This window comes from Pseudomonas sp. S30_BP2TU TE3576 (assembly GCF_050436025.1).
Taxonomy (GTDB): Bacteria; Pseudomonadota; Gammaproteobacteria; order Pseudomonadales; family Pseudomonadaceae; genus Aquipseudomonas.
On record NZ_JBNDLK010000001.1, the window covers coordinates 3110065 to 3133011 of the forward strand.

The window sequence follows — 22947 nt, forward strand, 5'->3', positions numbered from 1 at the left end:
CCGCTGATAGAGATGTGATTAACGCAGTAAAGCAGGGACGAAAATGGCAGAAAAAACCATCAGGGAATTAACTGAGGCAGTTAAAAAGTTAAGTCCTGGCAAACCGCTTTTAAACTACATAACACACGCAAGATTCCCAAACTTCAAAGGTCTGGAAAAAAATGCTGAGCTTGATTTTCCATTTGCTCTCACTGCATTAGTTGGTGCAAACGGCATAGGAAAAAGCTCTGTTCTCCATGCGCTGTATGGAATGCCAGATGGGCAAAGTACGGCAAAATACTGGTTCGCGACTGCCGTAGATCCAATTGAAGTTAAAGTCGTTAGGGACCCTCCTAGGTACGTTTATGGTCATTGGCATGAAGGCGTAAATGGCATTGTTGAAACCCGCAAAGCACGCATCCACAGTAAAGCGCGAGCATATGAATACTGGGAGCCAACCAAAGTATCTAAAAACGATGGCATGTCTGATATGCCAACGAAAGAATATGATCGAAAAAGTACAGACCGCTGGAACCCTGTAGTTCGAGAAGTAGTATATATAAACTCAAAATTCAACATTGGCGCCTTTGATAGAAATTTTAACTTTGGCGACAAAGACGACAACCAAACAGAAAAATATGCTGAAATGCAATGGGGCGCGAATAAACTCAGACGCGCAATCGACAACAACATTCAAAGTTGGAACTTGGGCGGTGGCCGGGAAAGAATTTTCGAAAACCGCATGCTAAAAAAAGAGGAATTAGATGCGATTTCATTGATACTCGGAAGATCATATTCTTCAGCGAGGCTTATCAAGCATTCACTTTATCCGACTCAAAGAGGGAAAGATACAAGCGTCATTTTCGAGAGAGAACTCCAATACTCAGAAGCTTTCGCGGGAAGTGGAGAGATCTCAGTAGTCAGCATTGTTACAAGGGTATTGTCCGCACCGAAATACTCTCTCATTCTTCTAGATGAGCCAGAGACTTCTCTGCACCCAGGTGCGCAGAAGGAGCTTTTGGCGTTTTTACTTCAACAAATTCTGAAAAAGCATCTTCAAATTGTAATATCCACCCACGCAATTGACTTCATCGAAGACCTTCCAGAAAATGCAATAAAAGTCTTCGAAGATAACGGCCAAGCCAAAACCCGCATTATTAATAGCAGCTCTCCATATATCGCATTAAACAGACTAGGCCGAGCTTTAGAAAAGAAAAAAACAATTCTCGTTGAAGATGCAATGGCGAAAATTGTAGTTGAGAGGGCAGCACAAAATCTTCACGAAGGTGATAGAAATGCTCTGGATATCAGAATCTGTCCTGGTGGAGCCGATGCAATTCTTTCACTCCAAGTACCTGCAATGCTGCAAGCCGGCTCAAAAATATTTGCCTATCTCGACGGAGATAAAAAGAAAACGAGCACTTTCAGCAAACGAAAGAAGATTACTCCAGATATGCACGCCGACCTACCTGACATTATTAAAAAAGAAGTCGGAAGTAGTCCGCGCTTCACAAAAAACGGTGGAAATGACAGAAAAGGAATTCAGGAGCAACAAACCGAAAACCACTTGAGCTATTTGGACTGGATGAACTCTTATCTGGAATACATACCGCTCTGTTGTCCAGACGCAATTATCTATGAGTGCCTTACCGGTAGCAAAAGCAATTTTACAAAAAGTGCAGACGCAAAAGACAGCCTGAGAGAACAAATAGGTTTAGATCAATCAGCAGAGAACTCAGTTGGCGTGGCGCGGTATGCGCTAAATAGATGCACCGATAACACTCATATAAACCAAATACATGAAATACTCAAAAAGTGGGTAGCAACTGAGTAGCGATTGGAGATATAATCATTCATTGTACAAGACGACCAGATCATGAAAGGCTCTAGACAAGATATGCAAAAGCCAACTGCAATTGACCTATTTAGTGGGTGTGGCGGCCTGACATTAGGTTTAAAATACGCAGGGTATAATGTTCTGGGCGCAGTTGAAGTTGCCCCCAAAGCACAGCAAACTTACAAGATGAATCATCCTGAAGTAAGACTGTATGAGTCTGACATCAGAGATATATCTACAAGCACTATCCTTGCAGATACAGGTATAAATTACGGGGATTTAGACCTCCTCGCTGGGTGCCCTCCATGCCAAGGCTTTTCACGTTTGAGAACGCGAAACAGATTGAACTCTGTCGATGACCCACGAAATGACTTGATATTGCAGTTCCAAAGGTATGTTGAAGAGTTACTGCCAAAAAATGTCATGATGGAGAATGTTCCGGCACTTGCAAAAGACCCACGCTTCAAACAGTTGATATCCCACCTTGAAAGTTTAGGATACAACACAATATTTGAGGTTGCAGATGCCGCTAACTTTGGCGTAGCTCAGCGTCGAAAACGGCTCATACTACTCGCGTCCAGAGTAGGCGTGCCTAAATTAGCGGAAAAAAGCAAAAAACGGCTATTTGTTCGAGATGTTATTTCGCATATAGATGCACCTACCGTAAGTTCAGACGTAATTCACACTATTCCTGAGAAACGATCTGATGCTGTTAAACGGCTTATCGCCCTTATTCCTAAGGATGGCGGAAGCCGCGCTCAGCTCCCTTTGGAGTACCAACTTGCCTGCCATCTCAGAAGTGATGGTTTCAGGGATGTGTATGGAAGGATGGCTTGGGATGATGTCTCACCGACTATCACCAGCGGTTGCATCAATCCATCAAAAGGGCGTTTCCTCCATCCAGAAGAGAACAGAACGATTACGCTTCGGGAAGCTTCATTGCTCCAAGGGTTTCCTGTGGAGTATCGATTCGATGCAACGCATGGCAAAGAGGCGATTGCACTGATGATAGGAAATGCTTTGCCTCCCCCGTTCATCATGGCGCATGCCTTGGCTCTGCGTGCCCAGAAATGAAGTTACGGTGTATCCCTTTATGTATCCCAGATTTTTTGCTGGGAGCGAAGACCCTGTAATAGTGGACCTATTCTTGCTGGTTCGAATCCCGCCTGGTGCACCATACGTTGTAGCGAGAAAGCCTCAGGCCCGTTGGGTCTGGGGCTTTTTTGTGGGTGTATGAAGGCTTGGCGTCTAATGGTCAATGCTGTTTTTTTCAAACAGCCGGCCGATATCTCTCGCACTATGCAGTACGCGTTCGACCTTGATCCCGTCGTCCATCAGACAGTAGAAAATCAGATATCGGCCATGAGGAAGCATTCGCAACCCCTTGGCGCAATCGTCTCTAGAAACACCAAAATTCGGTTGATCGATCAATCGTGTGCACTGCATGCGTAGCTCGACCACAAACGTCCGGGCCCGTCCAGGGTTGTCTCGGGCGATAAAACGAGCGACTTGCAGCAGATCGTCCCGTGCCAATGCAGAGAAAAGCAATTGCCTCATGGACGGTTTTGCTCTGCTGCTACCTCGTCAATCAGCGTATCAAGCTCGGCAAACACTGCATCGGCAGCAATGGCCGGACGCGGATCATTGCGGCTGGCTGCAATGGCTTCACGAAGTTCGGCAGCATGCAGTCGATCCAGCAACTGTTGATAGGCCGCGTGCGGTAGAAGATAGGCGGCTGGGCGATTGTGGTTGAGCACGGCAACAGGCTCGGAGCCCGCTTGCTCGATTACCGTGCTCGGGCTGCGCTTGAGCTCGGTGATGCTGACCGAACGGCTTGCAAGTAGCTGCTCCATGACGGCTCCAAAGGTACTAAAAAAAGTACCTGATAGTGTTCCATTCGCTGCGTAGGGGTCAACGGATCTCCGACCAGTGCTGTGTCGGCGCACAAAAAAACCGCCAAAGGCGGTTTTTTCATTCTGTCGTCCAGTCGAACTCGTCATATTCATCGTCATCATCCTCGTCGTCCTCAAAGAATTCCTCTTCAAGGTCGTCGTCTTCAACAACGTCTTCTTCCGGCTGGTTCAGCAGAAAATCCTTGCGACTCTCGGTTATCGCTCGCCGCAGTTCTTCACCCTTTTGCGGGCAGTTGAGCATTTGGGCGATGCGGTCGATCTTTTTTGCCACGGCATCCTCCAACGCATCGGCTATGGCCTGATAGTGCGCGCTTTCGGGGGTGGATGCCAAATCCCCGGATGCTGCGCACTTCAGTTCTCTGCAAATCCGCCGGGGCGATCAGCCTTCAGCGGTGATAGCGCCGTACCACGCTGCTGTTTCTCAGGACGTGGCCTTTGATTTTTTCCAGCAACTGCGCACGGGTCAGGCCGGCGGGCAAGGCGTCCGGGGCCAGGTCCAGGGCGTAGATCTGGATGATGTAGTGGTGCGCGCTGTCGCCGACAGGCGGGCAAGGGCCGATGTATCCGGAGGTTGCCTTGCTGTTGGTGCCGCCGACGCCCTCAAGGCCAGGTTTGCTTCCGGCGCCCGCCGGGATCTGGTGGGTGCCGGCCTTGATGCCGTAATGCACCCACTGATCGACGCCCTGGCCGTTCTGGCCATCAGGGTCGTGCATGACGATGGCGTAGCTTTGGGTGGCTGCCGGGCCGGCGTTCCAGTTCAATGCCGGGGAAATGTTATGTCCGCCACAGCCCGCGGAATCGCTAGCAGCGGCCGAGGTGAACAAACGGTCATCGGAGACGCCGGGAATATTCAGGGTGAAGCGTTCCTGGGCCTGCGCCGGGAACTGCACACAAAGGGCGACTGTTACGGCCGCGAGCCAAGGGTTCAATGAGGTCAATCGGGTCATACCGGAGCACCTTGTGCGTGTTGGGCCGTCGTCGGCGTGCAAACTATAGCCGGACCGTTCGCGCCGTGGCAGGGGGGAAATTGGCTGAACCTCGCGATAAGCACCAGACTCATAAGTGAAACGTCTGTCTGGAGAGCGATCATGACTCTGCATCGCGTTGCGCGCTTCATCGATGTGCCCGAAGACCGGGGTCTGGAAGTGCAGGTTCAGGGCAGCAAGATTCTGCTGTTGCGGGCGGGCGCACACCTGCGCGCCTATCAGGCCGAATGCCCGCATGCCGGAGCCCCGCTGGCGGACGGCGCGATATGTCACGGGCGCCTGACTTGCCCGTGGCACAAGGCGCAGTTTCGGATCGAGGATGGCGGCCTGTGTGAACCGCCAGCCCTGGACAGCCTCATGCGCTATCCCCTCGAAGTCCGTGACGGTGACATCTGGGTCGGCGACCAGCCATTACCGGACGCCCACACGCCGCCGGACGACGATCCACGAACCTTCATTATTATCGGCGCTGGCGCGGCAGGCACGGCGGCAGCGGCGGCGTTGCGCGAGAAAGGTTTCGGTGGCCGGGTGCTGTTGATCGACCGCGAAGCCGATGCCGGATACGACCGCACCGCGCTGAGCAAATATGTGATCGCCGGGGAGATGCCGCCGCAGGAAGTCCCGCCGCTGCGCGACGAGGCGTTTTACCGCGAGCAGCGCATCGAGCGCCTGCAGGGCGAAGTGGCCAGTCTGGACGCATCAAACCGCACACTGCGGCTGACTGACGGCCAATCACTGACATACGACGCCGCGCTGCTGGCCACCGGCGGCATACCCAAGCCGCTGACGCTGCCCGGTGCCGACCTGCCGCAGGTGTTCGTTTTACGCTCCAAAACCCACGCACAACAGATTCTGGACAGCGCCAGCGCCGGCCAGCGAGTCGTGATCATCGGCGACAGTTTCATTGCCATGGAGTCCGCCTCGTCCCTGCGCCAGCTTGGCCTGAATGTAACGGTGCTGGCCCGCCACGAAGTGCCGTTTGCCAGACAGTTCGGAGACACGGTCGGCAAGGCCATTCGCGCGCGACATGAAGCCAATGGCGTCGTGTTTCACACCCAGGGCAATGCGACGCGGATCGAAGGAACGGACAAGGTCGAAGCCGTGCACCTGGACAACGGCCAACGCTTGGCGGCCGATCTGGTACTGGTTGGCATTGGCGTCACACCAGCCACGGCTGCCTTCACCGGGCTGCCGAAAGAGCAGGATCACTCACTGCGTGTCGACGGCGGAATGCGCGTGGCCGACGGCCTCTGGGCGGCTGGCGATATCGCCACGTTCCCGCTGAACAACCAACACTTGCGCATCGAACACTGGCGACTGGCCCAACAACAGGCGCGAATCGCTGCGGCCAATATGCTCGGTGGCGACGAGCATTACCTCGACGTGCCGTTTTTCTGGACCTGGCATTTCGGTAAAACCTACGACTACCTCGGGCACGCCGAGGCCTGGGACGAAGTCGAGTTCAAAGGCGACCCTTACGATCCGCCTTTCATAGGCCTGTTTGGAAAAAACGGCGTGGTGTCGGCGGCAGTAGCCTGCGAAATGGACTGGGCAATGGCGATGCTCGCTGAGCGGATGAAACAACCGTTGCCATGGACAGAGGCATGGCGCCTGATCCGCGACGTTCCCTAAAGACAGCAAAACGCCCGGCGTCTGCGCGATGCAGAGGCCGGGCGTTGCGGAGTCAACAGCCGACGTTATTCGGTAGCGCCAGTTCCTGAAAATTTGCTCATGACAAAACCGGCAAACTCTTCGACGGTCATCTTCTGGCCGTTGAAGTCCACCTGATTGTTGGCGTAATGCAGGTTGGTGACGATGTTATTGCCGTCCAGTGTTGCCAGTTGGCTGCCGACCGCCATGCTGCTGAACATGTCCGCGGTGGCGGTGGCCTGATCGGCAATTAGCTTGGCGTCGGTCTGACCGTCGATTTGCGATTGCACGGTAAGTACATCGACCAGCATGGGCTTGGACACCTGCAGCTTGAAGTCCAGCAGTGCGATCAGCTGTCTGACCAACTGATCGGTCGGCAGGTCGATGGCTTGTGGCTTGGTCAGGTCGAGCACCATATTGGCGCGGCTCTCGCCATTGGCAGTGTTGAACGACAGGTTTTCCAGGGCCACCCGCGGACCGGCCGCCAGCAGTTTTTCCAGGCTGGATTTGAGCAGCGCTTCTTCGGCTTCAGTGAGTTTCAGCTCCGGCGCCGGCAGGCCCGCCGCCGTCGCTTCGGCCGCCGCCCTTTCATACGGCTGCAGTCTGCTCTGGTAGACCTGCATCAACGACATCGTGGCCGGAATGTCGAGGTTCTTCAGGCTCATGGCCAGCGCACCGGAACCAATGGCCTTGCCGTTCAGGGACACTTCGCCGACCTTGTAATCGGCACGCCCGGAGGCGCTGCTGCCCGATTCTTCAGTCAGGTTTTTCATTTCGAATTTCTTGAAGTCCAGCACCGACTGCTTGACGCCAAAGGTCGATTTGCCGCTGGCCAGCTCAAGGACGTTCTCGCCGGTGTAGAAGCCGTAGGTACTTTTTGTCAGGTTGCTGGCCAGGGTCAGGCCGTTCAACTCAACCTGCACCGGTGCCTGGTCTTCGGAAACAGTGGTTACCTTCAAGCTGTCCATGTAGCCGTTGGCCTTGACCTTCTGCGCCTGGGCGCTGGCGGCGACGTCGATGCTCAGGCCGGAGAACTTCATGCTCGACTTGTCATCCAGCGCCATCTCCAGCGGCTGCAACTCGAAGGTACCGTTGGTGGCGTTGTCATAGCCGATGTTGACCACGCCGGTCAGCGGGGATTTATCCTTGGCGGCGGCAAACCACTTCTCGGTGAGCGGAGTCTTTTCCAGTTCGTAGTGACTGGTCGCCAGGACCGGCAACCACTTCAGCGACACCAGCCGCGAGAACGGCAACGGGCCGTGTTCGATGTGATCGACAAACAGCAGCTCGACCGGTGCTTCGCCGAACATTTCACCTTCGCCCTTGAGGCGGTAGTGCGCGGTGCTGCTGAATACATGACGCTCCAGCGACACCAGCTCCAGCGACGCGGTGCCGTTGGAACCGACCATGGCTGCTTGCAGTTCCTTGTTGGCATTGGCAATCGAGGTGTTCAACACACCGTCGAGCCTGGTGCCGGTGAACCAGGCGCCGCCTGCGCTGATGGCACCGATTGCGACAACAATTCCCAGTAGCACGCCTGCTGATTTATTCATGTATGACCCGTTCAATGTCCGTTGCTGAAAGAGAGGTCGTCTTCCCTGAACCCTTGACGGGTTGCGGCTCGACTGCGCTGAAAGTGGCATGCAGATTAGCACCAGGCACGACGAACGGCCCAATGATTAAAGGTGAAAGAGTGTCATTGGGGGGCGCAGGGTTCGAAATTTTCGCTGTGCATTCAATCGCTTTCGCGAGCAAGCCCGCTCCCACATTGGAATGCGTACTCCTGTGGGAGCGGGCTTGCTCGCGAAGGCGTCAGTCTTGCCAACACAGAATCAGGAATACTGGACTTCAATCTCGTCCAGTTGATGATCAAAGCTTTTGAGCCGCGCCGTCCAGGTGTACACCAGCACTTCGAAGTCGCGGTTGATCACCGCCCCGCCCGTCACCTCCGCACGTGGGTCGCAGACGTCCAGTTGATAGCGTTCGCGGGCCATGGCCGTGGCGACATCGGCCAGTTCCCGGGCATTGCTGAGCCAGTGCCGACCGTCGTCAGCTACTTGCCGGTCGAGCGCCAGGCATTGTTTTTTCAGGGTATCGAGGCTTTTTTCCAGCGGCGTGCCGGTCAGTTCGCCCATGACTTCCTGGAATGTGCGCCCCGGTTGCCAGTAGCTGCCCCAGAAATAGCGGTCGAACACCGTTTCGACCCGACGCAACGCCACCTTGGTATCCCAGATCAGGACCAGGGTCTTGCCTTGTTCGAGTTGTCTTTTTTTGATGCGTTGATTCTGGACCGAAGCCCAGGCCACCACCGCAACGGACATCACGGCAATCAGTGCGACGGCACTGTCGAGGAACGCCAGGGCCTTGTCGATCTGGTGGCCCAGCATGATGCCGTAGAAATAGGTGGCCGACAGCAGCACCAATGCCACGATGGCGCACCAGAAGCCGAGAGCATAAGGGTTTTTCATTATTGGTCCCCCTGACCTGCGCGAGCCTTGTGCGAAGAAAGGGCGCTTTGCACGAGGCGCCCTTCCAACACTTCAAAGCATAGCAACGGCCTCAGGGTTTGCCGGAGTTCGACGCTTGCGTTCGTCCGCTTTCCCAACCGCCGCCCAACGCGAGGAACAAATCGATCTGGCTCGCGGCAACCTGGGTGTTCGCGGCCGCCAGTTGCGCCGTGACATCGATGTAGGTGCGGGTGGCCTGCAGGTCCGCCAGGAACGAGGCGCGGCCGGCCTGGAAGAAGCGGTGGGTCTGGTCCGCCGCCAGTTTTGCCGATTGCTCGGCATCGGCCAGTGCGTCGCGGCGTTGCAGCAATGCCGTGTACTGGGCGAGGCCGGTCTGGGTTTCACGAATCGCGTTGAGCACCACGCCATCGAAATGCGCCAGCGTCGCCTGGGTCACCGCTTCGGCCTCGCGGATGCGCGCCCGGGCGCCGTTCGTCGGCACCTTCCAGGTCAGCGACGGGCCGAAGCCCCAGCGGTTGGTCGACGGATCGCCGAGATCGTCGAGGATACCGACGGTACCGATCGTCGCGCCGATGCTGATATTCGGGTACAGCTCACCCGTGGCGACACCGATGCCGGCCGTCGCGGCCGCCAGCCGCCGCTCGGCCTGCCGCACATCCGGGCGTCGCTTGAGCAACGCGGCGCCATCGCCCACGGGGACCAATTGCGCAATTTTCGGCAGCTCGTCGCAGGTGGCGGTGCCAGCCGGCAGTTGGTCCACCGGCTTGGCCAGCAACATCGACAGGCGATACAGCCCGGCCTGACGTGAGGCCTCATAGCGCGGCATGTCGGCGCGCAGGGATTTGAATTGGGTTTGCGAGCGGGTGACCTGGGTTTCGTCGCCACGCCCGGCATCGCGCAGGCGCTGGATCAGTGTGGTGCTTTGCGCTTGCAGGTCGAGTGAGTGCTGGGCGATTTCCCGCTCTTCATTGGCCGCGCACACTTGGGTGTAGGCCCGAACCACATCGGCCACTACGGTGATGCGTGCCGTATCGGCGGCGGCTTGTGTTGCATCGGCATTGGCCTTGGCCGCTTCGATGCCCCGTTGCAAGGTACCGAACAGGTCGAATTGGTAGGACGCGCTGATGCCGATGTCGCCAATGTTGGCCACCGGCACTTTTTCCGGTATCAGGAACGCCTGGCCGGACTCCTGCAAACGCTGGGCGCCCATCTGCACGCCGCCGCTCCAGCCGCCTGCCGCTTCGGCCTCATCCACCTGAGCGCGAGACCGCAACAGACTGGCCGCCGCCACGCGCAAATCGGTGTTGGAAGCCATGGCCTGCTGTACCAGCTGGTCGAGTCGCGGGTCTTGATACAGGCGCCACCAATCCGCCGGCACCGGTGCGGAAACCACCGTTTTACCGTCTACCGCCAGATCGCCCTGGAAGTCGGGCCGATGGACAGCCGCCTCATCGGGCAAACGATAATCCGGCCCGACCATCTGGCAGGCCGACAGCAGCAAGCTTAATCCGGCGACCGCCAAACCCGAGGCTTTGCTCATTGCGCCAGCTCCCGTTTCTGATCGTCAATGATCGATACCGTGGCGGTGCGTCCGGCGATCATGCGGAAATCTTCCGGCACGTCATCGAAGGCGATCCGCACCGGAATCCGCTGGGCCAGCCGCACCCAGCTGAATGCCGGGTTGACGTTGGGCAACAGATTGTTGCCGCTGGTGCGGTCGCGGTCTTCGATACCGGCAACGATGCTTTCCACATGCCCGCGCAGGCGCGCATTGTCGCCGATCACCCGGATGTCGACGCTTTGGCCAATGTGGATGCCGTTCAGTTTGGTTTCTTCGAAATAGCCGTCGATGTGGAATGAATTGCTGTCGACCACCGACAACACCGGACGCCCGGCGCTGACGAACTCCTGGGCCCGTGGCGCGCGGTCGTTGACGTAGCCGTCCACCGGGCTGCGGATCACCGAGCGATCGAGGTTGAGTTGTGCGCTGTCCACCGCCACCTGGGCTTCCATCAAGGCCACCTGAGCGCGGGCGACTTTCGACTGGCTTTCTTCCAGTTGTTCACCCGGCACCAGATTACCGAGGCCTTTGTTTCGCCTGGCTTCGCGCTGGGCCTGGGCCAGGGTTTCTTCGCGGTCGGCAACGGCCGCCTTGGCCTGGCGCAGCGCCAGCTTGAAGCGGTCCGGATCGATGCTGAACAGCACCTGGCCGCGCTGGACCAACTGGTTGTCGCGCACTTCCACTTGCTGGATCAACCCGGAGACATCCGGCGCGATTTGCACGATGTCGGCACGGATGTGCCCGTCGCGGGTCCAGGGTGCGAACATGTAATACATCACCATGCGCCAGACCACGACCACGGCGAAGCTCACGATCAGCAGGGTCAACACCACGCGACCAAGGGTTAGAAAGGGTTTTTTCATGTCATCAGGTATCGACTGAGTGAGTCCACAGCGCCAAGCAGCAGGGCGTAGAGGGCCACGTTGAACAATGCCCGGTGCCAGACCAGACGGTAAAAGTGCAGGCGCGTCAGCACCCCGTGCACCAACAGGTACAACACATACGTAATGCCCATCAGCACCAGCAGCGTGGGCAGGAACACCCCGCTGAGATCCAGGTCACCGATCATAAAGGCGCTCCATCAATGCCATGGGGAAGCGGTTCTTCCGGCTCGGCGGCACCGACGAATTCGACGCCGGGCAACAGTGCCAGGCGCAAGCCGCTCAGGGCGTGCAGCAGATGTAGACGGGTTTCATCATCGCCGGTACCGCTGAGGGCGCGACGCGTGCGGTCGAGGGTCATCAGCAACGGGCTCGGTGCCGGCAAGCGCTCACCGGCCTTGAGACAGGCCTTGAAGTACTCGCCCACCTCGGCCACCACCTGGCGCAGCAGCACCTGCGGCACACCGAGGACCCGCGGCGTATACGCGAGCAGGTCCAACAGATTCAGTGCCACTCGCACTTCCCGCAGCGCCACGCCGGAGTCCTGGCCGGTCATGGCCAGGCGCGGCAGATGCTGCATCAGCCGATCGAGCATCCGTATGCCCAGAAGCCGATGCTCAGACAGCGTGGCCGGTTCAGAGAGGCCGACGATGTCACGCCAGCTGAATCGGGTCAGGCGCTTGGCCGCCAGTTCAGCACCAAACGGCCGGGCGATCAGGGTCCAGATGAACGCGAACAGCAGCCCCATGGGACCGGCCAGGTTGGAGTTGGCGAAACTGAGGAAATCCGCGTCGTAAGCCCCCTGAATGCTGATGAAGGACGAGGTGTTGACCAGGGTCAACAGCATGCCCAGGTAAAATTGCGGTTTGACGGTCAGGGTACCGACGCAAATGAACGGCACGGCAAACGCCAGCACCAGCATCGGAAAGTCATGCAGATTGGGCAGCACCAGAAACAGGTAAAGGCTGGCGAACACCACCGACATCGCCGTCCAGAAAAAGAACCGGTAAATCTGTGGCGCCGGGTCGTCCATCGAGGCAAAGAAGCTACACGCCACCGCCGCCAGAATGACCGCGCTGCCGCCATCGGTCCAACCCAGCAGAATCCACAATACCGAGGCGACAATGATTGCCGTGACCGTCGACGCAGCGGAATAAAACATCAGGCCGCGATCCAGAAACGGCGTCAGCCGCCCCAGCCGCCAGTGCCGATACACCGCGCGCCAGCTGTCCTGGCTTTCGCACTGGATGGCGTATTGCAGGCTGCGGCAGTCTTGCCACAAATCGACCCACTCGCCGAGGCGGTAAATGGCATTGGAGAACAGCAATTGCTTGCGATCATCCAGCGCTTCGGGAGCAGGTTGCAGGGCCTCAAGTTGATCCTTCAGGGCTTGCCAGCGGTCGAGATCGGCATCCTTGTGCCCGAGCCATTCGGTGGTGGCGGTCAACAACGGCGCGAACTTGTCCACAAGCTCGGGAGTGCGCCGCTCCAGGGCGTAGAGTGCGTCGTCGAGGGCATCGATCACTGGCAGCAGGTGAATCATCCGTCCGCGCAACTCCTTGGTGTTGCGCACCGTCTGTGGACGCGAGCCTTCGTGGGGCAACTGACCGATCATCAACTCCAGGGAGTTGAACGTGGCAACCATCGATGCACGCAACGCACTGACCTCTTCAGGCTGCACGTTGCGGCTGAGGAAGCGCAGGCTGTAGGTCGATGCATCGGCAAACCATTTGCTCACAGAATCATTGAACACCGGCGCCAGACGCCGCGGCCAGAACATGGCACCGACCACCGCCGCCACGGCGATGCCGAGAAAGATTTCTTCGGTCCGTGCTTCGGCCACGTCCCACACCCCCAGCGGATTATTCACCACTGGCAGGGCGATCAACGGCAAGGTGTAACCGGCGAGCATCAAGGCGTAGTTGTTGGCGGTGCGCAAATGCAGGGACAGAAACAGTAGCGTGCCGGTCCACAGGGCAATCACTACCACCAACACATACGGGCTCTGCACGAACATCGGCACGAACAGAACCGCCGCCGCAGCGCCGATAAAGGTGCCAACCGCCCGGTACAACGCCTTGGAACTGGTAGGGCCGAGAAACGGACTGGAAACGATGTACACCGTGGCCATCGCCCAGTATGGACGCGGCATTTGCATGAGCAGGGCGATATACAGCGCGATCATCGATGCAGCGAATGTACGCACGCCGTAGAACCAGTCCCGCGCCGGTGGCATGCCAGAGAAAAATCCGTTCAAGAAATGGCCACCGATGGCGGCGTGGCCGCTTCAAAAGCTCTCAGTACCCGCAGCGTAGCTTCCAGATCACTCTGATCAATGCCCCCAAGTACTTCGTGGCGCAAGCGCACCAGCTCCACTTCGACCGCCTGTACCAGGTCCCGGCCGGTTTCGGTCAGGCTCAGGCATTTGGCGCGGCGGTCCTGTGTGTCTTCGGTGCGGCAAACGTAACCGTCATGGCACAGCTGATCGAGCAAGCGTACCAGCGAGGGGCTCTCCATCCCGGCGGCCTGGGCCACCGTCACCTGGCGCACGCCCTCACCCAGACGCCCGATCATCAACAGCGGAACGGCGCAGGCTTCGGAGATTCCATAGTTGACCAGCGTGGTCTGGCAGATTTTGCGCCAGTGCCTGGCGGCCACCACCATGGCGCTGCTGATGTTCATCTGGAGAACGTCGAGGTTATTCGGCACGAGGGAAAATACACACTGTTAGTTTGCTAACTATCAATATCGCACTGGAGGGGATTTTCCGTCAAGTTTTGATACAAATCCGTAACAGCAACCTGCAAAGAGCCATCAACGTTTCCTGGCACGCTCATACACTTCACTGTGTTCGCGCTTTCCTACTGCGACGACAGAAACGACGACGCGCTCATCTATTACCTCGTAGACGAGTCGATATCCCGATGACCTCAATTTGATTTTGTAGCAGTCAGGCATGCCATGCAGCGCGTCAGACTGGATTCGAGGCAACTCAAGGCGCTCTGACAGTTTCTTTTTGAATTGCTCGCGCAGCGTGTGTCCCAGCTTGTCCCACTCTTTGCGTGCAGACGGCAAAAATTCGAGCTTATAAGTCATCCAGGGTTACCGGGATCGGCGTTTCATGACGACGAGAACGCACGATTTCCGCCAACTCCAAATCATCCAGACGTTCCATCATGGCTTCGAACACATCGGCAGGAACCATGTAACCCATGACGCGATTGTGATTGAGCACTGCGACGGGCCCTCCATGGGCGCCATTCAAAACGGCAGATGGGTTTTTCTTTAGTTCAGACACACTGACAGCCATGTTGGCCAGAACACTTTGCATAATTAAGACCTCAAATAAGGTCTTAATTCTGGTCAATTATTTTGATCAGAGCAACCTCGGTGGACCGCCGCCTATCACTTTTTACACCCCCCGCCCCTTCCTCAACATCACATCCAGCTGATCCACCACCTCAGCCCAATCCGCGTCATCGAGAATCTCTTCCCGCAGAAGTTCCGCCTGGCTCGGGCTCCAGAAAAACGCATCCGCAAGGTGCAGCTCCGGTTTGAGCGGTGAATGGGTAGCAATGAATTTATCGATGCTTTCGGCGTCATCCGGCAGGCCGAGTTGTTTGAACAGCGAAGGCAGGTTGTGGGTTGGGCTTTCCATATCGAACTCCTGGGGACCAATTCAGGGACCGCTACGCGGTCATCGCGAGCAAGCTCGCTCCCACAGGTTTTGTGATCGACACAGATCCCTGTGGGAGCGAGCTTGCTCGCGATGACGGCAGCGAAGACGCTGCAGACCTAATGACTCAACTCCCGCACCTCGGCATGCGGCACCATTTTCAGAAACTCGGGCATGTCCATACGTACCAGGTTGACGTGGTTGCCGGCCTCCAGATAGATGTCTTTCTGCCGGGTCAGCAGAGGATCGATAACCACCTCCAGCCCATAAGCCTCACCCAGCGCCGGTACGGCACCGCGCTCGCAATCTTCGAACAGATGCGCCAGGTTGCTTTCGCGGGAAACCTGCCATTCACCGCTACTGCGGACTTTGCTCAGGTCAAGGTGACGGCTGGCGGGTAGCACGGCCATCAGATAATGCCCATGGTGATCGTCGAGGATCACCGATTTGGCCACCCGTTCGGCAGGAATGCCTGCGACCCGCGCCGTTTCAAGGCTGCTGGCCGAGTGTGGGTGGCTGACGATGTCATATTCGCATTGAGCCTTTTCCAGGCTTCGCTGCACGGTTCTTGCCATACGCATGATGCACCTCGGTGTCCGCCATGACCGCTGGCAGACGATGATTAAAGCTTTGCTTGCGTAGTAAAAGTCTAGGCCCGTCAGCGCGTTCCGGCGGGAAATCCGCCCATCGGACGCCGACGGCAATTGAGCAAAATTCATACCGGCCGAGGCTCAACTAAACTGTGTACAGAATCACTCCACGACTCTCCCGGAGGGTCAAGTGAACATGCGTTGCTGTGCAGTTGCGTTGCTGTTGGCGTTGAGCGGATCGGCCTTCGCTGCCGACACGGTTGTGTTGCTGGTGCCCAACCCCGTCGGGATCTGGCTGATCACCTTCGGCATCGCCTTCCTGATCGCCGAGGCAGCCCTGCCCAATTACGGCGTGATCGGCCTGGGCGGCATCGTGATGTTCGTGATCGGCGCGGTGATCCTGTCCAATACCGAAGTGCCCGTGCCGTTGATGATCGGCCTGGGACTGGTCAGTGCGCTGTTGCTGATCTACCTGGTGGTCCACGCCCTGAAGACCCGACCGCGCCACACCGTCAGCGGTGATGCCGGGCTGGTCGGCAGCGTGACGGCGGTGACGTCAGTGCAGGCCGGCAACGCCTATGGCGGCTGGATTCATCTGCAAGGAGAACGATGGCAAGTGCTCAGCGCAACGCCGCTGCAACCCGGGCAACCGGTGCGGGTGGTGGGGCGCAAGGGCTTGCTGCTGCAAGTGGCCGCGGCTGACGCGGCGCCGGGAGGAGAATAGTCATGGGTTTGCAATTGGGTCTTGTCGCGCTGCTGTTGTTGGTCATCGCATTGGCGGGGTCGACGTTCCGCATCCTGCGCGAGTACGAGCGCGGGGTGGTGTTCCAACTCGGGCGCTTCTGGCAGGTCAAGGGCCCCGGCCTGATCCTGCTGATTCCGGCGGTCCAGCAAATGGTTCGCGTCGATTTGCGCACGGTGGTCCTCGACGTACCGGCGCAAGACGTGATCACCCGCGACAACGTTTCGGTGAAGGTCAACGCAGTGCTGTATTTCCGCGTGCTCGATCCGCAAAAGGCGATCATCCAGGTCGAAGACTTTCTGATGGCCACCAGCCAATTGGCTCAAACCACCTTGCGGGCGGTGCTCGGTAAACATGAACTGGATGAACTGCTCGCCGAGCGTGAACGGTTGAACATCGATATCCAGCAAGTGCTCGACGCCCAGACTGACGCCTGGGGCATCAAAGTCGCCAACGTCGAGATCAAACACGTGGACCTCAATGAATCGATGATCCGCGCCATCGCCAAGCAGGCCGAGGCCGAACGGGAACGGCGAGCCAAGGTGATCCACGCCGAAGGCGAACTGCAGGCATCGGAAAAACTCATGCAGGCCGCCGAAATGCTTGGCCGCCAACCGGGGGCCATGCAGTTGCGCTACATGCAGACCCTGAGCTCGATAGCCGGGGACAAGAGCTCGACCATCGTCTTTCCGTTGCCGATCGAGTTGCTCAAGGGCATGGCGGACTTGTCGTCGAAGTCCTGAAGGTTGCGAGGACGTCACTCATTGCCCGTGATTGCCGGACAGGTACAACCTCGCGCCGACACCACCGGCCTTCATCTGACGAGCGATATGCCACTGCGCCGGCAACGGTGCGAATTCGTCCGGCACGTCAGCGGTGCCGATCAACCAGATTCGTTCAGTGCCCTTGGGCAGATCGCTCAAGTGGTCCAGATACACGTCTGACGTAGTCAACGTACCGAAACCATATTCGTTCGGCCGGCTCGAAGTGCCATCGGCCCGTGGCGGGGTGTACAGCAGAGGCTGAGTTTCGGTGCGATTGTAGTAGACGTAACTCAAGTACCAGAGCATGTCGCTGGTGACGATCCGGTCCCCCGGCCGAAAATGCAGATTGACGTCTTCCACCAGCACATTGACCTGATCATGGACGTCCACCGTCGCGTTGTTTTTCAGGCCCACCAGTTCAACACCGACAAACAGCACCAGCACCGTCAGAGCCAGCACCCGGGAGCCGTTGTACAAGCGGTCGATCGCCAATGCCGCCAGCAACGGCAGGCCAAGGGCATACGCGGTGAGGTAGCGCTCGATGAATATCGGCGAAAAAAACGACACCGCAAACACCAACAGCATCGGGACAAAGGTATAGACCGCGAGCAACGCACTGCCGCGAAACACACTGCGATCACGCGCCAGCGCCACCCACGCCAACACCGGCAAGGTCAGCGGCAAGGCAATAAATACCAGGGGCGGCAAGGTTTCACCGTCGTCCTGGGTCAGCAACGACCAGACCATCGACGGTAAGGAATCCAGGCTGACGGGCAGTTCCCAGCCAACGTCGCCATTGGCCTTGAGCTGATCCACGTGCCGTAGCAGGTCGACAAACCCCGGCAACCACGGCAGATACAGCGCCACGATAGCCACATTGGCCAGCCACCAGTCACCCCGCTGGATGTGGCGCAGACGATGGCCCGGCTGCACGCGGATGATCCCCAGGTACAACCAATGGCAGAGTACGCACAGGGCCGTGAAGTAATGTGTGTAAAACGCCGCGCTCATCAGCACGACATACATCACCAGGTAGCGCCGGCACTGCGGCTTGCGGATCCAGTACACCAGCGCAATGGTTGCCCCCAGCAACCACAGGCCCAGCAGCGAATACATGCGCACTTCCTGGCTATAACGCACCGCAGTCGGGAGCAAGGCCAACAGGAAACCGGCCAATATCGCGGCACGGCGGGTGGCGAGCCGATCGACCAGCCACACCCCGAGCCCGACCGAGGCAATCCCCGGCAGGGCACTGAGGCAGCGGATGGACAATATGCCGTCGCCAAACATCGCGATCCAGCCGTGCAGCAGCATGAAGTACAGCGGTGGGTGCACGTCGTAGGCGGCGTGCACCCAGATGTCAGGTATTGAGTAACGGGCCAGCAGCAGGCTGGAGCCCTCGTCGCCCCAAATCGCGGCAGCGGTCAGATCGTAAAATCGCACCAGTGCGGCCAATACCAGAATCGGCACCAGCCAATGCTCCCGCGCCCAGCGGATCAGCGGTTGCGCGCCCCTGGCGAAACCAGGATTGGCGTGCGGTCCCTGAGTGTCGCCCATCGGCGTTTCTCTGCGCGCCTCCATTGCTTCCCCTTGCAACGTTCAGTGATCAGCCGGGTTGTTTGCGCTTCACTTTAGCGCTTCAAGCCAGGCAACGTCGATGCTGACCCACTAATGGAGCGATAGTCGGCGTCGGCGGTGGCTGCAACGTCAGCGCTGTGCCGTCTCGGCCAACGGATACACCGACTCCCAACCCCCACCCAACGCCTTGTACAACCCGACGGCCGCCAGCGACACGCCGGTCGAGCTCTCGACCCACTGCTCCTGCGTGGCCAGCAACGCCCCTTGCACGGTGAGTACGGTGACGAAATCCACCACGCCCTCAACGTACTGCTGTTGCGCGGTATCCAGGGCAATGCGGTTCTGGCGCACGGCTTCGGCCAGGCTGTCGCGGCGCAATTGGCTGGCGTTGCAGGCGGTCAGTTGGTCATCGATTTCATGCCAGGCGCGCAGCACGGTTTGCTGATAAGCGATAGCGGCTTCCTGTTGTTGTGCTTCACGCAATTGGAGCACGCCACGCAAGCGGCCACCGTCGAACAGCGGCATGCTGAATTGCGGGCCGACCCCGAACGAACGTGAACCCCAGGAGCCGAAATCGCTCAATTGCATGGCCTGGGAACCGATGTTCCCCGACAGGGTGATTCGCGGATAGAAATCGCCCTTGGCCACGCCGATGCTGGCAGTGGCGGCATGCAACCGCGCTTCTGCCTGGCGAATGTCCGGCCGACGTTCAGCCAGTTGCGAGGGCAAGCCAATGGCGACCTGACGCGGCGTTTGTGGCACCGGTGCGTCTGTGGATAACTGCGCCGCCAATGCCTGGGGCGGTTCGCCCATCAACAGGCTCAAAGCGTTGATCAGTTGCCACTGGCGCTGCTCCAGTGCGGGCAGGCGCGACTCGATGGCCGCCACCTGCGCGGCGGCTTCGGCGACATCCAGATCCGTGGCGACGCCGTTGGCCAGGCGCAGCTGTGAAAGTTTCAGGCTATGCCGGGCGACGTCGAGGTTTTGCTCCGTGACGGCCCGGGTGTTTTGCACACCGCGCAGCTGAATGTAGTCCTGGGCGATTTCGGCCAGCACCGACAGCAGCACACCGCGTCGGTCGTTCTCGGCAACTTCCAGGTTGGCATCGGCGGCTTCGGTTTCCCGCCGCACGCGGCCCCAGAAGTCCAGCTCCCAGGAGGCGGAAAACCCGGCATCCCACAGGTTGAAGGCGGATTGGCCGTTGTGGCCTGACGGGTCGTTCAAGCCTTCACCGCTGCTGCGATTGCGTCCGTAACGGCCGCTGGCGGCCGTGTTGGGGTAGCGCTCGGCGGTGATGACCTGACGCACCGCACGACTTTGCTGCAAGCGGCTGCTGGCCAGTTTCAGGTCGAGGTTGTCGGTCAGGGCGCGTTGACTCAGGGCCGAGAGTTTCGGGTCGTTGAACACCTCCCACCAGCGCTCAGTCATCGTTTCGGCGATGGCCTGGCTGGCGGCTGCCTTTGATGGTTTTGCCCATTCGGCGATTTGTGTGGTTTCGGGCTTTTGGAAATCGGGGCCGACGGTGCAGGCACTGAGGCTCATGACAAGCAAGGCACTGAACGTGAGTTGCTGCCACTGCCCTCTTCGCGAGCAAGCCCGCTCCCACATTGAAACGCATTCCCCTGTGGGAGCGGGCTTGCTCGCGAAGGCGTCAGCGCGATCAACGAAAATCTTCATCGCTGAACAACCTCTTTCGCCTTGGCGGTGGCCGTATCGATACTCGCCTCCACCGACATCCCCACCCGCAAGCGCCCGGCCAGCGCTTGTCCCGGCTCCAGCACGATTTTCACCGGTATCCGCTGCACCACCTTGGTGAAGTTGCCGGTGGCGTTGTCCGGTTTGACCGCGGCGAACGTCACCCCGGTGGCCGGTGCGATGCTTTCGACCCGACCGTTGAGTGCCGCTCCGCCCAGGCTGTCGACGCGCACTTGGACAGCCTGCCCCGGTTGCACATCCGTCAGTTGGGTCTCCTGGAAATTGGCCATCACGTAAGCCTGCGCCAGCGGCACCACCGCAAGGATTTTGCTGCCTGGTGTGACATAGGCGCCGACCCGTACCGCGCGTTCGCCGACCATGCCGTCCTGTGGCGCAACGATCCTCGTATAGGACAACTCGTAGCTGGCCATTTCCAGCTTCGCTTGCGCTCGTTTCAGGCCACCTTCGGCCGCATCGCGCTGGGCGGTGAGGATGTCCACTTGCTTGCGTTCCGCCGCCAGCACCGCCGTGGCGTTGACCAGTCGTGCGCTGGCCTGGTCGATGCGCGTTTGCGCCTGTTGTGCATTTTGCACCGTGCCGGCACCCACGCCCGCGAGGTGGTTGTAGCGATTCAATTCATGCTCGGCAAAGGCCATTTCCGCCTTGGCCGAGACCACCGAAGATTGCGCCTGGGCAATCACCGACGCCTGGCGCTCAAGGGTCGCCCGGGCGTTTTGCAGTTGCGCCCTGGCCACCAGCGTTTCGGCATCGGCGGCCTCGGCGGCTGCGCGTAGATCCCGGTCATCAATCAGCGCCAGCAACTGCCCGGCCTTGACCTGCTGGTTGTCCTCGACCAGCACTTGCTTGATAAAACCGGCAACCCGCGGCACTACCAGGGTGAAATCCGCCGAGACATAAGCATCGTTGGTGTTCTGCCGGGTACGCTTGCCAAACAGTCCGGGCATCGCCAGGTACAGCAACACGCCGACAGCCAATGCGGCGGCCACGGCAACCGCGACTTTCTGCTTTGTTTGAGTGTTCATAAAAACCTTCTGTATCAGTGGAGCATTCAGGTCGGTGCGCGCGGCGGAAAGATCCGCGTCGGCAGCCAGAAAATCAGCAGGATCAAGGTCACGGCGATACCGGCCATGCACAGGTAAAGATCAGAGGAAGTGAGCACCAGCGCTTGCTCATGCAGACGATGAGCAAGGCTTGCGCTGTCGCGCTCGGCCAGCGGCGAGTTGCCGAGGCCGTCAACCAGCATCGTCGAGTGAAAATGCAAACGTGCGGTGGTCAGCGCCTCGATCACCCCGATGGCGATAACCGCCGACAGGCCTTTGACGGTATTGAACCAGGCCGATGCGAACGGCCCTTCCATCGGGTTGATGCTGCCGGTGGACAGCATCAGCAGCGGCAACACCGCCATGGGTTGACCGAAAATCTGCAGCCATTGCAGCACATAGAAATCGTCGCGAATCCACACGGATGTCAGTTGCGATCCGCCGACGCACGACAACGCCAGCATGCTCAGGCCGATGCCCAATACCCAGCGGCAATCAACCCAGCGAAAGTTGCACAGGGCCGCCACCAACGGCAGTGCGATCAATTGCGGCAGCGCCGCCAGCAGCATGATCGGTGCGGTCTGTACCGGGCGATAACCCTGGACCTGCGCCAGGTAGCTGGACGGGATAATAATCACCGCCTGCAACACCACCAGCACGCCCGCCAGGGTCAGCAGGGCGAAAGACAAGTTACGGATGCCGAGCATCTGCATCTTGAAAAACGGCATCGGCTGCGACCACTCGCCGGTCAAAAACAGCACCAGCAGCAACAGCCCGCCACCGAGCAATCCGCAGATCAGGTTCGACTCGAACCAGTCCAGGCGATTGCCCTGCAGGATGCCGATCACCAGCATGCAGATGGCTGGAAATCCCAGCAGCAATCCGCGCCAGTTGAAGGATTTGAAGCGTTCCAGGCGCAGCGGGTCCTGGGGCAAACCATAAGCCACCGCAGCCATGGCAATCAGGCACGGCGCGATGATTTGCCAGAAGGTCCATTGCCAGCCGACATACTCGGTCCACAGCCCGGCCAATGGCGTACCCAGACCCGGGCCGAACGTCGCCGTCAGGGCATAACCGGCCAGGCCATACAACTTCACGTTGGCGGGCAGAAACCGCAGGGCCACGGTCATCAACATGGGGGGCAATGCGCCGCCCGCCAGGCCTTGCAAGGTGCGCAGCAACAGCAGGCTTTCGTAATTCGGGGCAAAGGGGCACAACACACCCAACAGGGTGAACAGGCTGATGGCGCACAGGGTGAAACGCCGCAACGAGAACGTCACCGCACACCACGGCGCAAACGCCATGGCCGCCACCGACGTCGCGGTGTAACTGGCGACCAGCCAGGTGCCCTCGTCATAGCTGATAGCCAATGCACCGCGGATGTCGGCGAGCGCGACTTTGGTCACCATCTCGTTCAGGCCCGACACCAGTACCGCCAGCAGCACGCCCACCAGGCCGACGATGATCCGCGGGCCGAAGACCGGCGAAGCGGCTGCCGTGCTGGCCGCGACAACAGGTGCCGTGGCGGTAAGGGAAGTCATGTGCTGCAAGCTCCGGAGTGGAAAT

24 protein-coding genes are annotated in these 22947 nt (G+C 58.8%); 5 read left to right on the forward strand and 19 right to left on the reverse strand.

Going from position 1 to position 22947, the window contains the following annotated elements; all coding sequences use genetic code 11:
- Positions 1-43 precede the first annotated feature (43 nt).
- Together ABIA48_RS14040 and ABIA48_RS14045 are read left to right on the forward strand one after the other, a co-directional pair.
- Positions 44-1813, forward strand: coding sequence for an ATP-dependent nuclease (locus tag ABIA48_RS14040; protein WP_429489384.1), 1770 nt, complete (start codon positions 44-46; stop codon positions 1811-1813).
- A gap of 42 nt (positions 1814-1855) precedes the next feature.
- On the forward strand, positions 1856-2890 hold the full coding sequence (locus ABIA48_RS14045; RefSeq protein ID WP_429489386.1) for a DNA cytosine methyltransferase: 1035 nt from the start codon (positions 1856-1858) through the stop codon (positions 2888-2890).
- Positions 2891-3064: 174 nt separating this feature from the next.
- On the opposite strand, the gene ABIA48_RS14050 is transcribed toward ABIA48_RS14045, so the two are convergent.
- From ABIA48_RS14050 to ABIA48_RS14065, 4 genes are read right to left on the reverse strand one after another with little or no spacing between them, the layout of a single operon-like run.
- Positions 3065-3373 (reverse strand): type II toxin-antitoxin system RelE/ParE family toxin, encoded by a 309-nt coding sequence (locus ABIA48_RS14050; RefSeq protein WP_429489388.1) that lies wholly within the window; start codon positions 3371-3373, stop codon positions 3065-3067.
- Positions 3370-3831 (reverse strand): type II toxin-antitoxin system Phd/YefM family antitoxin, encoded by a 462-nt coding sequence (locus ABIA48_RS14055; RefSeq protein ID WP_429489390.1) that lies wholly within the window; start codon positions 3829-3831, stop codon positions 3370-3372. Before ABIA48_RS14055 ends, ABIA48_RS14050 begins: the two co-directional genes overlap by 4 nt.
- Entirely contained in the window at positions 3788-4060 is a 273-nt protein-coding gene (locus ABIA48_RS14060) for a hypothetical protein (RefSeq protein WP_033052005.1), read from the reverse strand. The genes ABIA48_RS14055 and ABIA48_RS14060 overlap by 44 nt, the downstream gene beginning before the upstream one ends.
- A gap of 55 nt (positions 4061-4115) precedes the next feature.
- Entirely contained in the window at positions 4116-4676 is a 561-nt protein-coding gene (locus ABIA48_RS14065) for a YbhB/YbcL family Raf kinase inhibitor-like protein (RefSeq protein ID WP_429489393.1), read from the reverse strand.
- 141 nt (positions 4677-4817) lie between these two features.
- Between ABIA48_RS14065 and ABIA48_RS14070 the strand changes: the two genes are divergently transcribed.
- Complete coding sequence (locus tag ABIA48_RS14070) at positions 4818-6347, forward strand: FAD-dependent oxidoreductase (RefSeq protein WP_429489394.1); 1530 nt, start codon at positions 4818-4820, stop codon at positions 6345-6347.
- 65 nt (positions 6348-6412) lie between these two features.
- Here the strand turns inward: ABIA48_RS14070 and ABIA48_RS14075 are convergent, their stop codons facing one another.
- From ABIA48_RS14075 to ABIA48_RS14125, 11 genes are all read right to left on the reverse strand, one after another.
- The gene (locus ABIA48_RS14075) at positions 6413-7918 is read right to left on the reverse strand and encodes a YdgA family protein (protein ID WP_429489396.1); all 1506 of its coding nucleotides are present in this window, start codon (positions 7916-7918) and stop codon (positions 6413-6415) included.
- A 279-nt stretch (positions 7919-8197) separates the two neighbouring features.
- Entirely contained in the window at positions 8198-8833 is a 636-nt protein-coding gene (locus ABIA48_RS14080; protein ID WP_007987404.1) for a hypothetical protein, read from the reverse strand.
- 91 nt (positions 8834-8924) lie between these two features.
- Positions 8925-10373, reverse strand: a complete 1449-nt coding sequence (locus ABIA48_RS14085; RefSeq protein ID WP_429489398.1) for an efflux transporter outer membrane subunit — start codon at positions 10371-10373, stop codon at positions 8925-8927.
- A complete protein-coding gene (locus ABIA48_RS14090; RefSeq protein WP_429489400.1) occupies positions 10370-11257 on the reverse strand; it encodes an efflux RND transporter periplasmic adaptor subunit in 888 nt (295 codons plus the stop codon). The genes ABIA48_RS14085 and ABIA48_RS14090 overlap by 4 nt, the downstream gene beginning before the upstream one ends.
- Positions 11254-11463: a DUF1656 domain-containing protein gene (locus tag ABIA48_RS14095; RefSeq protein WP_007987399.1), complete on the reverse strand. Its 210-nt coding sequence runs from the start codon at positions 11461-11463 to the stop codon at positions 11254-11256. Before ABIA48_RS14095 ends, ABIA48_RS14090 begins: the two co-directional genes overlap by 4 nt.
- A complete protein-coding gene (locus ABIA48_RS14100; RefSeq protein WP_429489402.1) occupies positions 11460-13532 on the reverse strand; it encodes an FUSC family protein in 2073 nt (690 codons plus the stop codon). The genes ABIA48_RS14095 and ABIA48_RS14100 overlap by 4 nt, the downstream gene beginning before the upstream one ends.
- On the reverse strand, positions 13529-13957 hold the full coding sequence (locus ABIA48_RS14105) for a MarR family winged helix-turn-helix transcriptional regulator (RefSeq protein WP_007987395.1): 429 nt from the start codon (positions 13955-13957) through the stop codon (positions 13529-13531). Before ABIA48_RS14105 ends, ABIA48_RS14100 begins: the two co-directional genes overlap by 4 nt.
- Before the next feature lie 132 nt (positions 13958-14089).
- The gene (locus ABIA48_RS14110) at positions 14090-14371 is read right to left on the reverse strand and encodes a type II toxin-antitoxin system RelE family toxin (protein WP_429489405.1); all 282 of its coding nucleotides are present in this window, start codon (positions 14369-14371) and stop codon (positions 14090-14092) included.
- Complete coding sequence (locus ABIA48_RS14115) at positions 14361-14606, reverse strand: type II toxin-antitoxin system prevent-host-death family antitoxin (protein ID WP_007987390.1); 246 nt, start codon at positions 14604-14606, stop codon at positions 14361-14363. Before ABIA48_RS14115 ends, ABIA48_RS14110 begins: the two co-directional genes overlap by 11 nt.
- A gap of 81 nt (positions 14607-14687) precedes the next feature.
- Positions 14688-14933, reverse strand: coding sequence for a DUF2789 domain-containing protein (locus ABIA48_RS14120; protein WP_015092958.1), 246 nt, complete (start codon positions 14931-14933; stop codon positions 14688-14690).
- Positions 14934-15070: 137 nt separating this feature from the next.
- Positions 15071-15532, reverse strand: coding sequence for an aminoacyl-tRNA deacylase (locus ABIA48_RS14125; protein WP_008001619.1), 462 nt, complete (start codon positions 15530-15532; stop codon positions 15071-15073).
- Between the two features lie 199 nt (positions 15533-15731).
- Between ABIA48_RS14125 and ABIA48_RS14130 the strand changes: the two genes are divergently transcribed.
- Positions 15732-16265, forward strand: a complete 534-nt coding sequence (locus ABIA48_RS14130; RefSeq protein WP_429489408.1) for an NfeD family protein — start codon at positions 15732-15734, stop codon at positions 16263-16265.
- A 2-nt stretch (positions 16266-16267) separates the two neighbouring features.
- Positions 16268-17026, forward strand: a complete 759-nt coding sequence (locus tag ABIA48_RS14135; protein WP_310061056.1) for a slipin family protein — start codon at positions 16268-16270, stop codon at positions 17024-17026.
- Between the two features lie 18 nt (positions 17027-17044).
- Here the strand turns inward: ABIA48_RS14135 and ABIA48_RS14140 are convergent, their stop codons facing one another.
- The 4 genes from ABIA48_RS14140 to ABIA48_RS14155 all read right to left on the reverse strand — a co-directional run bounded on the left by ABIA48_RS14140 (position 17045) and on the right by ABIA48_RS14155 (position 22922).
- Positions 17045-18628 carry a glycosyltransferase family 39 protein gene (locus ABIA48_RS14140; RefSeq protein ID WP_429489410.1) on the reverse strand — a complete coding sequence of 528 codons (1584 nt, stop codon included), beginning with the start codon at positions 18626-18628 and terminating at the stop codon, positions 17045-17047.
- Positions 18629-18754: 126 nt separating this feature from the next.
- On the reverse strand, positions 18755-20302 hold the full coding sequence (locus tag ABIA48_RS14145) for an efflux transporter outer membrane subunit (RefSeq protein ID WP_429489412.1): 1548 nt from the start codon (positions 20300-20302) through the stop codon (positions 18755-18757).
- Complete coding sequence (locus ABIA48_RS14150; protein ID WP_429489414.1) at positions 20299-21363, reverse strand: HlyD family secretion protein; 1065 nt, start codon at positions 21361-21363, stop codon at positions 20299-20301. The genes ABIA48_RS14145 and ABIA48_RS14150 overlap by 4 nt, the downstream gene beginning before the upstream one ends.
- Before the next feature lie 26 nt (positions 21364-21389).
- The gene (locus ABIA48_RS14155; RefSeq protein WP_429489416.1) at positions 21390-22922 is read right to left on the reverse strand and encodes an MFS transporter; all 1533 of its coding nucleotides are present in this window, start codon (positions 22920-22922) and stop codon (positions 21390-21392) included.
- Positions 22923-22947: the final 25 nt, after the last annotated feature.